Annotated in this window: 16 protein-coding genes and 1 other annotated feature; of the genes, 12 read left to right on the top strand and 4 right to left on the bottom strand. The window is 65.6% G+C overall.

Translation table 11 applies throughout. From position 1 onward, the window contains the following. Positions 1-98: 98 nt before the first annotated feature. A complete protein-coding gene (locus AC3D24_RS04550) occupies positions 99-1,085 on the top strand; it encodes an SPFH domain-containing protein (protein ID WP_489028599.1) in 987 nt (328 codons plus the stop codon). Then, complete coding sequence (locus AC3D24_RS04555) at positions 1,085-1,522, top strand: NfeD family protein (protein WP_489028601.1); 438 nt, start codon at positions 1,085-1,087, stop codon at positions 1,520-1,522. Before AC3D24_RS04550 ends, AC3D24_RS04555 begins: the two co-directional genes overlap by 1 nt. Positions 1,523-1,684: 162 nt before the next feature. Here AC3D24_RS04555 and AC3D24_RS04560 read toward each other — a convergent pair whose 3' ends face one another. Next, complete coding sequence (locus AC3D24_RS04560; RefSeq protein WP_489028603.1) at positions 1,685-3,295, bottom strand: phosphoenolpyruvate carboxykinase; 1,611 nt, start codon at positions 3,293-3,295, stop codon at positions 1,685-1,687. Positions 3,296-3,472: 177 nt separating this feature from the next. On the opposite strand from AC3D24_RS04560, the gene AC3D24_RS04565 reads away from it, so the two are divergent. The 9 genes from AC3D24_RS04565 (at position 3,473) to AC3D24_RS04605 (ending at position 10,678) form a co-directional block, all read left to right on the top strand. Then, on the top strand, positions 3,473-4,180 hold the full coding sequence (locus AC3D24_RS04565; RefSeq protein ID WP_489028605.1) for a response regulator: 708 nt from the start codon (positions 3,473-3,475) through the stop codon (positions 4,178-4,180). Beyond that, positions 4,149-5,732: a sensor histidine kinase gene (locus AC3D24_RS04570; protein ID WP_489028607.1), complete on the top strand. Its 1,584-nt coding sequence runs from the start codon at positions 4,149-4,151 to the stop codon at positions 5,730-5,732. Before AC3D24_RS04565 ends, AC3D24_RS04570 begins: the two co-directional genes overlap by 32 nt. Positions 5,733-5,741: 9 nt before the next feature. Continuing rightward, positions 5,742-6,173: an HPr kinase/phosphorylase gene (locus AC3D24_RS04575; protein WP_489028609.1), complete on the top strand. Its 432-nt coding sequence runs from the start codon at positions 5,742-5,744 to the stop codon at positions 6,171-6,173. Positions 6,174-6,183: 10 nt separating this feature from the next. After that, positions 6,184-7,098, top strand: coding sequence for an RNase adapter RapZ (rapZ, locus tag AC3D24_RS04580; RefSeq protein WP_489028611.1), 915 nt, complete (start codon positions 6,184-6,186; stop codon positions 7,096-7,098). Between the two features lie 15 nt (positions 7,099-7,113). Beyond that, positions 7,114-7,521 carry a PTS sugar transporter subunit IIA gene (locus tag AC3D24_RS04585; RefSeq protein ID WP_489028613.1) on the top strand — a complete coding sequence of 136 codons (408 nt, stop codon included), beginning with the start codon at positions 7,114-7,116 and terminating at the stop codon, positions 7,519-7,521. After that, positions 7,518-7,793, top strand: coding sequence for an HPr family phosphocarrier protein (locus AC3D24_RS04590; RefSeq protein WP_489028615.1), 276 nt, complete (start codon positions 7,518-7,520; stop codon positions 7,791-7,793). Before AC3D24_RS04585 ends, AC3D24_RS04590 begins: the two co-directional genes overlap by 4 nt. 106 nt (positions 7,794-7,899) lie before the next feature. Next, positions 7,900-8,715 carry a TrmH family RNA methyltransferase gene (locus AC3D24_RS04595; protein WP_489028617.1) on the top strand — a complete coding sequence of 272 codons (816 nt, stop codon included), beginning with the start codon at positions 7,900-7,902 and terminating at the stop codon, positions 8,713-8,715. A 158-nt stretch (positions 8,716-8,873) separates the two neighbouring features. Beyond that, complete coding sequence (locus AC3D24_RS04600) at positions 8,874-10,319, top strand: L,D-transpeptidase family protein (RefSeq protein WP_489033043.1); 1,446 nt, start codon at positions 8,874-8,876, stop codon at positions 10,317-10,319. Between the two features lie 11 nt (positions 10,320-10,330). Then, complete coding sequence (locus AC3D24_RS04605; RefSeq protein WP_489028619.1) at positions 10,331-10,678, top strand: hypothetical protein; 348 nt, start codon at positions 10,331-10,333, stop codon at positions 10,676-10,678. 48 nt (positions 10,679-10,726) lie between these two features. Here the strand turns inward: AC3D24_RS04605 and AC3D24_RS04610 are convergent, their stop codons facing one another. Then, complete coding sequence (locus AC3D24_RS04610) at positions 10,727-12,193, bottom strand: SulP family inorganic anion transporter (protein ID WP_489028621.1); 1,467 nt, start codon at positions 12,191-12,193, stop codon at positions 10,727-10,729. 68 nt (positions 12,194-12,261) lie between these two features. Then, positions 12,262-12,317, bottom strand: a sequence feature (sul1 is cis-regulatory element that is thought to sense ions involved in sulfur or methionine metabolism; They are found in Alphaproteobacteria). A 230-nt stretch (positions 12,318-12,547) separates the two neighbouring features. Further along, entirely contained in the window at positions 12,548-12,991 is a 444-nt protein-coding gene (locus tag AC3D24_RS04615) for a DUF488 domain-containing protein (RefSeq protein ID WP_489028623.1), read from the bottom strand. 73 nt (positions 12,992-13,064) lie between these two features. Between AC3D24_RS04615 and trmFO the strand changes: the two genes are divergently transcribed. Continuing rightward, a complete protein-coding gene (gene trmFO, locus AC3D24_RS04620) occupies positions 13,065-14,432 on the top strand; it encodes a methylenetetrahydrofolate--tRNA-(uracil(54)-C(5))-methyltransferase (FADH(2)-oxidizing) TrmFO (protein WP_489033044.1) in 1,368 nt (455 codons plus the stop codon). Here trmFO and AC3D24_RS04625 read toward each other — a convergent pair. Then, complete coding sequence (locus tag AC3D24_RS04625; RefSeq protein ID WP_489028625.1) at positions 14,368-14,835, bottom strand: EF-hand domain-containing protein; 468 nt, start codon at positions 14,833-14,835, stop codon at positions 14,368-14,370. The genes trmFO and AC3D24_RS04625 overlap by 65 nt on opposite strands. Position 14,836: the final 1 nt, after the last annotated feature.

Consider the following 14,836-nt stretch of genomic DNA (forward strand, 5'->3'; position numbering starts at 1 on the left):
TGAGGTGGCGCGCCATGTAACCAAAGCGCGCCCGTACGGCTAGGCCTGTCCTTCGCCGACGTGCTATAGCGGTGCGATACACGGATGGGGATTGTTCGATGGGCCTGATCGTTGCCGCGCTCCTGCTGGCGCTGGTGCTGCTGTACCTCTTCACCAGCATCAAGATCGTCCACCAGGGCTATCAATACACGATCGAGCATTTCGGCCGCTTCACCACGGTCGCGCGGCCGGGCTTCAATTTCTACCCGGCGTTCTTCTACCGCGTCGGGCGGAAGGTGAACATGATGGAGCAGGTGATTGACATCCCCGGCCAGGAGATCATCACCAAGGACAATGCGATGATCTCGACCGACGGGGTCGTGTTCTTCCAGGTGCTCGACTCGGCCAAGGCCGCGTATGAGGTGTCGGACCTGTACCAGGCGCTGTTGCAGCTCACGACGACCAACCTGCGCACCGTGATGGGGTCGATGGACCTCGACGAGACGCTGTCGAAGCGCGACGAGATCAACGCTCGGCTGCTCAACGTGGTCGATCATGCGACGACGCCGTGGGGCGTGAAGATTACGCGCGTCGAGATCAAGGACATCCGCCCGCCGGCGGATATCGTCAACGCGATGGGCCGGCAGATGAAGGCCGAGCGCGAGAAGCGGGCTAACATCCTGGATGCGGAGGGATCGCGGGCCTCTGAGATCCTTCGCGCGGAGGGGCAGAAGCAGGCGCGGATCCTCGAGTCCGAGGGGCGCAAGGAGTCGGCGTTCCGCGATGCCGAGGCGCGCGAGCGGGCTGCGGTGGCAGAGGCATCGGCGACGCGGGCCGTGTCGCAGGCGATCGAGGAGGGTGGCGCGCAGGCGATCAACTACTTCATCGCGCAGAAATATGTCGAGGCGATCGGCAAGTTCGCGACCTCGCCCAATGCGAAGACGATCCTGTTCCCGGTCGAGGCTACCCAGTTGATGGGGACGCTTGGGGGGATTGGGGAGCTGGCGAAGGATGCTTTGCGGGATGCGGTCGCGTCGCCGCCGACCAAGCCCGCTGCTCGGGGGCCGTTCGAATTGTCGAAGTCGACCGAGGTTCCGAAAAGCTGATGGACGTGTTCGGGGCGGCTGGTGCTTGGTTGATCGCGGCACTTGTGCTGGGGATCGCCGAGCTGGCGGTGCCTGGTGTCTTCCTCGTGTTTCTTGCGATCGCTGCGGCGGTGACGGGGATAGCGGTGTACGTGTTGCCGGACTTGCCGGTGGCGGCGCAGTTGGCAGCGTTCGGCGTTTGGAGCGCGGTGACGGTGCTGATCGGGAAGCGCTGGTATCGCGATTACCCGGTCGAGGGCGGCGATCCGATGCTGAATGATCGGTCTGCTCGATTGGTGGGTCAGGTTGTCATTGTAGAGATCGCGCTCTTCGGCGGGCGCGGTCGCGTCCTGGTGGGCGACGGGAGCTGGCCGGCTCGCGGTGAAGACGCGGTAGTTGGTGCTCGGGTTCGGGTAACGGCGGTCGTCGATGGCGAAGTCGTGGTGGAGCCCCTCTGAACCTAGCGGCACGCCGCACACGCAAAGCCCTTCGTTCACCCACCCCCTCCGTCACCCCGGACTAGTTCCGGGGTCCACAGTTCCGCGTACCCAGTTCTATCGAGTCTGCGGAACAGTGGATGCCGGAACAAGCCCGGCATGATGGAGACAGAATGCGGTGAGTCAGGCCGCCTCTTTCACCTTTGGCGCCGCCTGCCGGACGCCTTCGTCGACATGCTCGGCGAACTGCGCGAAGTTTTCCACGAACAGGTCTACGAGCTTAGCGGCGGTCTGGTCGTACGCATCCTTGTCCACCCAGGTCGTCCGCGGGTCGAGGATCGCGCTGTCGACACCCGGCACGCTCACCGGCACTTCGAATCCGAAGTTCGGGTCCGTCCGGAACTCGGCATCGTTGAGGCTCCCGTCTAGCGCCGCGTTTAGCAGCCCCCGCGTCGCCTTGATCGGCATGCGGTTGCCGACGCCGTATTTGCCGCCGGTCCAGCCGGTGTTGACCAGCCAGCAATCGACGCCGCCCTTAGCGATCCGCTCCTTGAGCAGATTGCCGTAGACCGAGGGATGCCGTGGCATGAACGGCGCGCCGAAGCAGGTCGAGAAGGTCGCGTCGGGTTCGGTCACGCCGATCTCGGTCCCCGCGACGCGTGCAGTGTACCCGGAGAGGAAGTGATACATCGCCTGGTCGGGCGTCAGCTTGGCGATCGGCGGCAGCACGCCGTACGCGTCCGCGGTCAGCATCACGATGTTGCGCGGCACCGGCCCCATGTTCTCGACCGAGGCATTCGGGATGAAATCGATCGGATACGCGCCGCGGCTGTTCTCGGCGAGCGTGTGGTCATCGAGATCGAGCAACCGCGTCGCCGGGTCCATTACGACGTTCTCCAGCACCGTGCCGAACCGCTTGGTCGTCGCGAAGATCTCCGGCTCCGCGTCGGCCGAGAGGCGGATCATCTTGGCGTAGCATCCGCCCTCGAAATTGAAGACGGCGGTATCGGACCAGCCATGCTCGTCGTCGCCGATCAGCGTCCGGCTGGCGTCGGCCGACAGCGTCGTCTTGCCGGTGCCCGACAGGCCGAAGAAGACCGCGGTGTCGCCGTTCGCGCCCATGTTGGCGGAGCAATGCATCGGCATCACCCCGGTCGGCGGGAGTAGATAGTTGAGCAGGCCGAACACCGACTTCTTCATCTCGCCGGCATATTTGGTGCCGCCGATCAGGATCAGCTTGTCGGTGAAGTTGACCGCGATGACCGTCTCGCTGCGGCAGCCGTGGCGCGCGGGATCGGCGCGGAAGCTCGGCAGGTCGATGATCGTGTACTCGGCGACGAAGTCCTTCAGCGCCGCCTGCTCTGGACGGACCAGCATCGTCCGGATGAACAAATTGTGCCATGCTAGTTCGGTGACGACGCGGACCTGCACGCGGTGATCGGCCTGCGATCCGCCGTACAGGTCCTGCACGAACAGCTCGTCCTTGGCGGCGAGCGCGGCGAAGAAATCCTCCTTCAACGCGGCGAAATGCGCGGGCTCCATCGCCTTGTTGCTCTTGCCCCACCACACTGTCGACTCGGTCTCGGCATCGCGGACGATGAACTTGTCCTGCGCTGACCGCCCGGTATGCGCGCCGGTCTCGACCACCAGCGGACCGTCGGCGGACAGTGTCCCCTCGCCGCGCGCGAGCGCCGCTTCGACGAGCTGGGCTGTGACCAGGTTCCAGTGCAGGGTGGCGCGGGTCTCGATCCCCTGCGCGGCTAGGCCGCCGGCCGGAATACGTTCGTTGGACAAGGCATCTCTCCAGATGGTTTCGCATACGTATGTATGTCGTTGTGCCCGGCTGTACGGGGCGCCTTTGCACCGGTCAAATACGCTGTTTTGCCACGCCGTCCCGATACGGTCTCAGTTGAGTGCCGCCGCGGTTTGCCCTACGCCGACATGCCAACGACCGAGGCAAGCGACCCAGAAATGACCGCAACGATCGCGCTGGTCGACGACGACCGCAACATCCTGACCTCCGTGTCGATCGCGCTGCAGACCGAGGGCTTCGTCACGCGCGTCTATTCGGACGGCGAGACGGCGTTGAAGGCATTGACCGACAACCCGCCCGATCTCGCGGTATTCGACATCAAGATGCCGCGAATGGACGGTCTCGAACTGCTCCGCAGGTTTCGCGAGAAGAGCCAGGTCCCGGTGATCTTCCTGACCAGCAAGGACGACGAACTCGACGAGGCGCTCGGGCTCGCGATGGGCGCCGACGATTACATCGCCAAGCCGTTCTCGCAGCGTCTGCTGATTGCCCGCATCCGCGCGATCCTGCGGCGGACCGAACTGACGGCATCGCCGGGCACCGAGACCGAGGCGGAAGCCGCCGGTCCGCTTGATCGCGGTCGGCTCAGCATGGACCCGGCCCGGCACCGGACGCTCTGGGGTGGCGAGCCCGTCACGCTGACGGTCACCGAGTTCATGATCCTCGAGACGCTCGCGCAGCGGCCGGGCATCGTGAAGACACGCAACCAGCTAATGGATGCGGCGTATCAGGACGACATCTATGTCGACGACCGGACCATCGACAGCCACATAAAACGACTCCGCCGTAAATTCAGGCAGGTCGATCCCGCGTTCGACGCTATCGAGACATTATATGGTGCCGGGTATCGATTTTCTGAGGAATGAGCTGGGCGTCGACGGGCGCGACCTCACGTTGCGCTGGTCGGGCCAGATCTCGCTCACGCGGCGAATACTCGCGGTCAACATCTTCGCGCTGCTGCTGCTGGCAGGCGGGTTCTTCTATCTCGACTCATACCGCAGCCGGGTGGTCGACAACCGCGTTGCGCAGGCCGGGCGCGAGGCGCGACTGATCGGCGAGGCGCTCGCCGCCGTCGATCCGACGCTACGCGATCCGCTGGTTCTGAGGCTCGCCCGCGATACCGGATCGCGCATCCGGCTGTTCGACGCGGGCAGCCGCACCGTTGTCGACAGCCGTGTGCTCGGTCTGCGCAATTTCGTGCTGATGGACCCCGACAAGGAAGACTGGGACCAGACCATCGCCCGCTTCCTCGATGCCGCGGTTGACGTGGTCGTCATGGCGCCGCGCCCACCGCTCTACCGCGAGCGCAGCGCGGGCCAACCATGGCCGGACGTCGTCGCGGCCCGGGGGCGGCTCGGCGTTGCGACGACCGTATGGCGCGCACCCGATCGCAGCCCGGTCATCACCGCGGCAGCGGCCCTGCCGACCGGCGGAGTCGTGATGACGACGGTCAACGCGCGCGACATCACGCGAACGGTGCGGATCGAGCGTTTCCGGTTGAGCATGGTGCTGCTGGGCGTCTCGATCGTGTCGATCCTGCTGTCGCTGTTCCTCGCCCGCACGATCGTCCGCCCGCTCCGCCGTCTGGCCCGCGCCGCAGTCCGCGTCCGGTTGGGGCGCGCGCGCGAGGTGGTGGTGCCCCGCCTCCCGTCCCGCCGCGACGAACTCGGCATGCTCGCCCGTGCCCTTTCCGACATGAGCCTTGCACTCAGGGCCCGGATCGATGCGACGGAGGCATTCGCAGCCGATGTCACGCACGAGATGAAGAACCCGCTCGCCTCGCTCCGGTCCGCGGTCGAGGGGTTGGCGCGCGTCAAGGACCCGGCGCTGCAGGCGCAACTACTCGCGATCGTCCGCGACGACGTCCACCGGCTCGACCGCCTCCTGTCCGATATTTCGGAGGCCTCGCGGCTCGATGCGCAACTCAGCCGCGCCAAGTTCGAACCGGTCGATATCGCCGCGATGATCGACGGGCTGGTCGCGCAACGCGATGCGCGCGGCGTGGAGCGCGGCATCCGCCTCCGGTTCGATCGCAACCCCGACGACCGCACGATCGTGCTCGGCGAAGGCGCAAGACTCGAACGCGTGTTCGAGAATTTGATCGACAATGCGCTGTCCTTCTCGCCCGATGCGGGGCTGATCGCGGTCTCGGCGATTCCCGACCGCGACGAGCTCGTCATCCGCGTCGAGGATGAAGGCCCCGGCGTTCCCGAAGACGCGCGCGAGGACGTGTTCAAGCGGTTCCATTCGGTCCGCCCCGACAGCGAGACGTTCGGCCAGCATTCCGGGCTCGGCCTGGCGATCGCGCGGACCATCGTCGACGGGCACCAGGGTGCGATCTTCGTCGAATCGCGCGAAGACCGGATCGGCGGCGCGCGCTTCGTCGTGCGGCTACCGCTTGCCGACGTGGCGTTGTAAGGACCGCGCGTGGCAGTCCCCTCCTCCGATCGGCTTCATGCCACGACGGTCGAGATCGACGGCTTAGCGGTGATGATCGAAGGCGCCTCGGGATCGGGCAAGTCAGACCTTGCGCTGCGCCTGATCGATCGCGGCGCGATCCTCGTCAGCGACGATCAGACGCTCGTGGTACGGTCGGGCAAGACGTTGCTCGCACGCGCGCCGACGACCATCGCAGGACGAATCGAAGTCCGCGGGATCGGCATACTCGCCATGCCGCACGTCGACGACGTGCCCGTCGGCCTGCTCGTCCGGATCGACGGCACGATCGAGCGGATGCCTGAACGCCGCATGCGGAAAATCGCCGGGATCGAGGTCCGCCAATTCGCGGTCGAACCGTTCCACGCCTCCGCCCCGATCAAGATCGAACTCGCATTGCGCAATCCGGAGCCCTTCGAATGACAGGTCTGCCATGACTCGCCCCAAGGATATATTGCTCGTCACCGGCATGTCGGGCGCCGGCAAGACCACCGTTCTCAAGACGCTGGAGGACCTTGGCTGGGAGGTAGTCGACAACCTCCCGCTGGTGCTGCTCGACCGATTGCTGGACGCACCCCTTGCCGAAGCCTCACCCGACGACTCGCAACCGTTGGCGATCGGGATCGGCGCCAGAACGCGCGATTTCGATCCCGAGAGGATCATCCGCCGGATACGCGACCTGCGCGATCGTCACGGGCTGGAGGTCGGAATGTTGTTTCTCGACTGTTCGGGCGCCGAACTCGAACGCCGGTATTCCGAGACGCGCCGTCGACATCCCCTCGCACTCGATCGCCCTGCCAATGACGGCATCGGCCGTGAGCGCGACCTGCTTGGCCCATTGCGTGATTGGGCAAACCGGCTGATCGACACCACCGACATGGCGGCGAACGAACTCGCGCAACAGATCCGCGCGAGCTTCGGCAGCGACGATCTCGGCGAGCCGACGCTGTCGGTCCGTTCGTTCGGGTTCGCCCGCGGGCTGCCGCGCAATGCCGACCTGGTGTTCGACATGCGGTTCCTGCGCAACCCTCACTGGGATGCGGACTTGCGACCGGGCACGGGACTTGATGCGGACGTGTCGGCCTACGTCATGGCCGACCCTGCCTATGAAGCGGCGGTGAGTCGGATCGAGGAACTGCTGATGCTGTTGCTCCCGCGCTACAAAGCGGAAGGGAAGTCGTACGTCACGGTCGCGTTCGGGTGTACCGGAGGAAGACATCGATCGGTCCACGTTGCCGAACGCGTGGCGCGACGGTTGCGCGAAGCGGGTTTTTCGCCCAGTATCGTCCATCGCGACCTGGGGGCCGCACCGCAAGATGCGCTCGAAGGATCACCGGTCGTCACATGAGTATGAAACGCTGATATGATCGGCCTTGTTCTTGTAACGCACGGTCGGCTGGCCGAGGAATTCGTCCGCGCGATGATCCACGTCGTTGGCCCGCAGGAGCGCGTCGCGACGATCGCGATCGGTCCCGACGACGACATGGAGGAGCGCCGGGCGGATATCGCCGCGGCTATCCAGGACGTCGATGTCGGGCGCGGCGTGATCGTGCTGACCGACCTGTTCGGCGGCACCCCCTCCAATCTCGCCATCTCGCTAATGGAACGCGGGCGGATCGAGGTGATCGCCGGTATGAACCTGCCGATGCTGATTCGGCTGGGGTCCGCGCGCAAGTCGATGACCGTCGTCGCGGCGGTGGCGGCGGCGCGCGAGGCCGGGCGCAAATATATCTCTGTCGCCTCCGAGGTTCTCGGCGAGGCGGCAGCGTGAGCGAGGTCGTCCGCACCGTCCAGATCACCAACCGCCGCGGGCTCCACGCACGCGCCAGCGCAAAGTTCGTCACGCTCGCATCGTCGCATCCGGTCGAGGTGCGAGTGACGAAGGACGGGTCCGATCATGTTACCGGCACGTCGATCATGGGCCTGATGATGCTCGGCGCGGCGATGGGCGACGCGATCACGATCAGCGCGAGTGGCGATGGTGCGGATCAAACGGTGGCGGCGCTGGTCGAACTGGTCGAAGCGAAGTTCGGCGAGGATTGACGTTCTACTCCCCTCCCGCTTGCGGGAGGGGTCGGGGGAGGGCATGAGCGACGGCGTGTTTACAAACCCCTCCCCCAACCCCTCCCGCAAGCGGAAGGGGAGCTAGATGCCCCGCGAGATAACCGCCTTTTCGAACCCGCTGATCAAGTATGTCCGCGACCTGCGCGACAAGCGACATCGGCGTGCGGCCAGGCAATTCCTGGCCGAGGGCCTGCGCATCCTCACCGAGGCGCGCGAGACCGGCCGCCTGCCCCGCACCCTGTTTTACGCCGCGGCGAGCGCCAACCACCCGCTCGTCCACGCGCTGTCGATGGACGTCGAGGAGGCTGGCGGCGAGTCTATCCAGACCACGCCGGACATCCTTTCGAAGCTCTCGGGCAAGGACAATCCGCAAGCCGTGGTCGGCGTGTTCGACGAATTCGACGCGACGCTCGAAGACCTCGACCCCTCCAGCGCCGGCATCTGGCTGGTTGCCGAACGGCTGCGCGATCCGGGCAATCTCGGCACGATCCTACGCACCGGCGACGCGGTGGGCGCGGGCGGATTGATCCTGATCGGCGAGTCGGTCGATCCCTTCTCGGTCGAGGCGGTGCGCGCGAGCATGGGCGCGCTGTTCACGATCCCGGTCGTAAAAACCGAATGGGCGCCGTTTCACACCTGGCTGCGCACCGGCCCCGGTCAGTTGGTCGGGCTGAGCCTCGATACCGACACCGACTACCGTTCGGCGACCTATACCGGCCCGACCTTCCTGCTCACAGGCAACGAGGCACAGGGCATGCCGCCCGAGATGGCCGAGGCGTGCGACGTGCTGGTCAAGATCCCGATGCTCGGCAAGGCGGACAGCCTCAACGCCGCCGTCGCGACCGCAGTGATGGCGTATGAAGTGCTCGCCCGGCAGGAAAAATCGGCGCCGGCTGGCTGAACCGTTAATTTTGCCCCGATTGGCGATGCTTAGCGAGTCCGGTTCAGCTAAGGGAGGGGTACGTCGTGCGAAAGCGTCGACGGACCAAGTTAGACAGGACGATTATGGCTCCCGGTTTCGATGATGGACGAGTGAAGAACGGCGTGATCCGGTCGGTGATGGTTGTTGCCGCCATGCCGATGCTGATGACGACTCCGCTGTTCGCGCAACAGGTTACGCCGCCGCCGGTCGTGCCGACGATGCCCTCCGCGATGCCGACCTCGACGCTCGCGCCGCCCGTGATCACGGTGCCGACGCTGAGCGACGCGCAGGCCGTTCTGCTCGACAAGCTCCTGAACAGCGATATCGTGGCGCAGGGTCTTAAGTCCGCGGCGACCGCATCGACTACTGCGCCGAGCAAGGACGAGCTGGTCCGTGCCGCGCTCGATCATGCCCGCGCGGTGCATGCCGGTCGCCTCAGCGGCGCGGACTTCCAGAAGGATTGGGGTCTTCGCCCGCCGGCGTATGATCCGACCCCGGCGTTCGCCGATGCGGTTCGGCTCGACCGGATTGCGGCTTGGTTCGCGTCGCTGCCGCCGCCCTATGCCGGCTATGACGGACTGCGTAAGGGCCTCCAGAACTATCGCTCGATTGCTGCGGCCGGTGGCTGGTCGACGCTCGCCTCCGGTCCCGATTTCACGATCGGTGCCAGTGGCCCGCGCGTGATCGCGCTGCGGAAACGTCTTGCAGCCGAGGACAAGGACGTTTCGATCGGCAGCGACCAGTTCGATTCCGGTTTGGTCGACGCCGTGCGTCGTGCCCAGCGTCGCTATGGCCTGAACCCGAGCGGGATCGTCTCGACCCAGACGCTCGCCGCGCTGAACGTGCCGGCCGGTGAGCGCGTGCGTCAGATCATGGCGAACATGGAGCGCTGGCGCTGGCTGCCACAGGACCTGCCACGCGACCGGATCCAGGTGAACATCGCCGCGGCCGTGCTGACCGTGTTCGATGGCGATACTCCCGTTCAGTCGATGCGCGCGGTCACCGGGCGTCCGGGCGACGAGACGCCGATGCTCTCGTCGACGATCCACAGCATCGTCATCAATCCGCCCTGGAACGTGCCGACCTCGATCGCCACCAAGGAGTTGTGGCCGAAGGAGAAGGCCAATCCCGGCTATTTCAAGCGCAACGGCATCAAGGTGATCGACGGCACGCGGCTTCAGCAACAGGCGGGCGACCAGAGCGCGCTCGGCCGGTTCAAGTTCGATTTTGCCAATGATTATTCGGTATATCTTCACGACACGCCGAGCCGCGCGAAGTTTGCGAGCTTCAGTCGGCTTGCGAGCCATGGCTGCGTTCGTCTTGAAAAGCCTGCGGAACTTGCCGACCTTCTATTGAAGGGGGATCCTGCTTGGACGCCCGAAATGGTCGACGCCGCGGTTGCCAAGGGTGACACGGTGCGCGCCCGCCTGGTCAAGCCGGTTTCGGTGTACCTGCTCTACTGGACTGCGTTTGCCAGCGGCAACGGCCAGATGAACTTCCGCGCCGATCCCTATGACTGGGACGGCATACTCGCCTCCAAGATCGAGGCGCGCACCGCACGCCAGACGATCGCCGCTCGCTGAGAGGACCTATCATGACGATCTCCACCCGTACCCGCACCGCGATCGCCGGCGGCCTGCTCGCAGCGATGGCGCTAGCCGGCTGTTCGCGCTCGGAGCCGGAACAGCCGCCGACGGATACCAACATGGTCGAAGACACCGGCGTGACCGAGTCCGAGGCAGCCGCCCCCGCCCCGGTCGAACCGGCACCGGTCGAAGCCGCACCGCCTGCGCCGACCGTGGTCGAACCGCCGCGCGAAAAGCCGGTCGCGCCGGACGAGCAGATGCTCGACGATGCGGACGCCACGGGCATGACCGCACGCGTGACGCGCGACGAAGCGCCGGCCGAGAACCCGGCTGCGAACGACGCCGAACCGCAATAACGATACCGGCTCCGGCGGATGATGACCGCCGGAGCGTTTGTCTCGGGGCTAGATCGACAGTCCCGGTGCGTGGCGATCCACGAGCGTTTCGCTCGCCGCGTTCAGGCCGATTACCTCGACCTCGCGGTCGTGGCGGCGCAGTTTGTCGACCACGCCTTGCAATGCGCCCACCGCAGTGACGTCCCAGAGATGCGCGTTGGTCAGATCGATGCGGACGGCGCGGGCCGTCTCGCGCAGGTCGAAGCGATCGGCAAATATGTCGGCGCTGGCAAAGAAGATCTGTCCGCTTACCCGGTAGATACGCGTGTCGCTTGCCACGTCGTGGTCGATTGCGACGTCCATCATCCGCGTCACTTTCCACGCGAAGAACACGCCGCTGAGCAGGACGCCGACACCGACGCCGAGGGACAGGTCATGCGTCGCGACGGTGACGATAACGGTGGCGACCATCACCACGCTCGACATCTTGGGATGCCGCGCGAGATCACGGAGCGAGCCCCAGGAGAAGGTGCTGATCGACACCATGATCATGATCGCGACCAGCGCCGCGACCGGCACCTGCGCGACCCATGGCCGCAGCGGCACCATGACGATCAGCAGGAATACGCCCGCGACCAGCGTCGACAACCGCCCGGTGCCGCCATAGCGGACGTTGCCGACGGTCTGGCCGATCATCCCGCACCCGGCGATGCCACCGAACGCGCCCGCCGCGATGTTGGCGAGGCCGAGCCCGGTGCATTCGCGCGCCTTCGAACTGGTCGTCTCGGTGAGTTCGTCGACCACGCTCGCGGTCATCATCGATTCGAGCAAGCCGACCGCGGCCATCGCGAGCGCATAGGGGGCGACGATGCGGAGCGTTTCCCAGGTTAAGGGCACGTCGGGCAGCCCAAACGACGGCAGCGAATCCGGCAGGCGACCGAGATCGCCGACGGTCTTCAGCGGCATTGGAAACCACATCGCGATCGCGGTGAGCACGACGATGCAGATCAGCGGCGACGGGATCGCGCTGGAGATTCGCGGCACGAGGTAGATGATCGCGAGGCCGCCGGCGATCATCGCATAGGCCTGCCAACTGACGCCGACCATCTGCGGCACCTGCGCCGAGAAGATCAGGATCGCGAGCGCGTTGACGAAGCCGGCATGGACCGACTTCGAGACGAATCGCATCAGCACGTCGAGCTTGGCAAGCCCGAACGCGATCTGGAGCGCACCCGCGAGGATCGTCGCGACGAGCAGATATTGCAGGCCGTATGCATGGACGAGTGCGGCGGCGACCAGCGCGACGGAGCCCGCCGCACCCGAGATCATTGCGGGCCGCCCGCCGGCGAATGCGATGACGATGCCGATGACGAACGAGGCGAACAGGCCGACTTCGGGATCGATCCCGGCGACGAACGAGAAGGCGATGACCTCGGGAATCAGCGCGAACGTGCCGACCATGCCGGCGAGCACGTCGCGGCGTGCGGCGCCGGGGCCGCTCAACCATTCGGCTCGGTAACGAGAGAGTGATGTCATGTGTGTATCCGCATTGGACGCGAGAACCGCGGCGATTACGCGGGCGGTTCGTGAGAAAGGCGTCGGTGCGTTGTCCGGCGGATCGGCGGCCGGAATAGCCACCCGGAATTGCACCGGGTCCAAGCGAGTGTGGGTGTGTTAGCGGAGAGCGTGCTGCGATGCAACAATTGGGGCTGGTGTTCCCTTTCGCCCGGATCTCTCAGCGCCCTCACCTCTTACCATCACCCCAGCGAAAGCTGGGGTATTCCACTTGGCGGACGACGTTCGCCCTACGCGGAGACCCCAGCTTTCGCTGGGGCGACGGAATTTCAAGCGTGCCAGCGATAGGCGTGACGGCGATCGAGCGCCGTCTTCTTACGTGAAAAGATCCACCACCTCGGCCCCCTCGCCAACCGCGTTCAACAACAAGGTGCGATGGCAATGACACGGGTCGCGCTCGTAACACAGCAACGCGCTCGGCTTCTCCGCGGCGAGCCCGAGCATGATCGCGGCCTGCGCCTGCGCCTCTGGCAGCTCGAGTTGCTCGTCGTACACCGCGGTCAAGGTCGCGACGTCGCCCTTCTTTGCCGCATCGCGCCCACGCTTCGGCGTGCCCAGCGCCTTTAGGTGCACATAATCGATTTCGACCTCGCGCAACGACGCGGCCAGCGAGGTCTTCGAGAACCCCGGCCGGCGCGACAAGGGGAGCGCGCGGACGTCGATCACGCGCTCAACCCCCGCAGCCTTCAGCGCCGCAAGGAAATCGGCCATCGTGGTGGCTTCATAGCCGATCGTGAAGATCTTCGTCGGGTGCGTCATGCAGGCGAAGTGGGATTGCACCGCCGACACGACAACCGCTGACATGACAGGCGTCTCGCGCTATCTGACCGGAATGACCCACGATATCCATGTCATCGGCGGCGGCCTCGCCGGTTCCGAAGCCGCCTGGCAACTCGCCGAAGCCGGCCTCAAGGTTCGCCTCTCCGAAATGCGCGGCAGCGGCGAAGAGACACCCGCGCACCAGACCCACGGCCTTGCCGAACTCGTCTGCTCGAACAGCTTCCGCTCGGACGATGCCGAGAGCAATGCGGTCGGCCTGCTCCATCAGGAACTGCGCACGCTCGGCTCGCTGATCATGCGTCAGGCGGACATCCACCGCGTCCCGGCCGGCTCCGCGCTCGCGGTCGACCGTGACAATTTCTCGGCCAGCGTCACCGACGCGATCGACCAGCACCCGAACATCATGCTGGTGCGCGAGCGTATCGACGCGCTGCCCGACGGTCCGGCGATCATCGCCACCGGTCCGCTCACCGCCGCGGCACTGGCCGCCGGCATCGGCACCGAGACCGGCCGCGAGGCGCTCGCCTTTTTCGACGCGCTCGCGCCGATCGTCCACCGCGATTCGATCGACATGGACACCGCCTGGTTTGCCTCGCGCTGGGACAAGGGTGAGGGCAAGGACTACATCAACTGCCCGATGGACAAGGACCAGTATCTGGCCTTCCACCAGGGTCTGATCGACGGCGAGAAGACTCCGTTCAAGGAGTGGGAGAAGGACACGCCCTATTTCGACGGCTGCATGCCGATCGAGGTTATGGCTGAGCGGGGCGTCGATACGCTGCGCTACGGTCCGATGAAGCCGGTCGGCCTCGACAACCCGAAGACCGGGCGCTGGCCGCATGCCGTCGTCCAGCTTCGTCAAGACAATGCGCAGGGCACGTTATGGAACATCGTCGGCTTCCAGACCAAGATGAAGCACGCCGACCAGGTCCGCCTGTTTCGCACGATCCCCGGCCTTGAGAACGCCGAGTTCGCGCGGTTGGGTGGCCTGCACCGCAACACGTTCATCCGCTCGCCCGAACTGCTCGACGAGACGTTGCGGCTGAAGTCGCGCCCGAACATTCGGTTTGCGGGTCAGATCACCGGCTGCGAAGGCTATATCGAGAGCTGCGGGATCGGCATGCTCGCGGGGCTGTTCGCGGCAGCCGAACTCACCGGCAAGACGCTGACGCCCCCGCCCTACGCCACTGCACTGGGCGCGTTGCTGGGTCACATCACGGGTGGTGCCGAGGTCGAGACGTATCAGCCGATGAACGTCAATTTCGGCCTGTTCCCGCCGATCCCCGGCCGGACGAAGAAGACCGATCGCAAGCGAATGTACACCGACCGAGGCCGCGCGGCGCTTGCGGAGTGGCTCAACTCTCCTCCCCCGCAGGCTGAACCGGCGGACAGTTTGCCCGAACTGGCCCCTTCCGCTTGACCGCCGTGGCAGCAAATTCGGGCGCGGTCATCGCGCCCGATTTGTCTGCATCAGCGTCGGCAAACTTCGTCGTCGCCTTCACCGCCCATTCGTCGAACGACAGCTTGCCGTCACCGTCTACGTCGAGCCTTGCGTAAGCCTTGCGGCGCTGGACAAGATACTCTTCGCGCGTGATCTTCGCGTCGCGATCCTTGTCGTAGCGATCGAAGCGTTTCTGCTCTCGCGTCTTGGCGGTAGCTTCGGGGGCGACGTCGGGTAACGGCTCGTGCACAACCGCACCGCCCTCCTGCGCTACCGGTTGCGCCGGCAATATCGGCCCGGGGCGCGCATCCCCGCGAAAGAACATCAGCCCCGCGACGATCAACGCGATCACCGCCGTACCGCCCGCCAGGTATCGCCACATC

Source organism: Sphingomonas sp. SL1004, assembly GCF_057815015.1.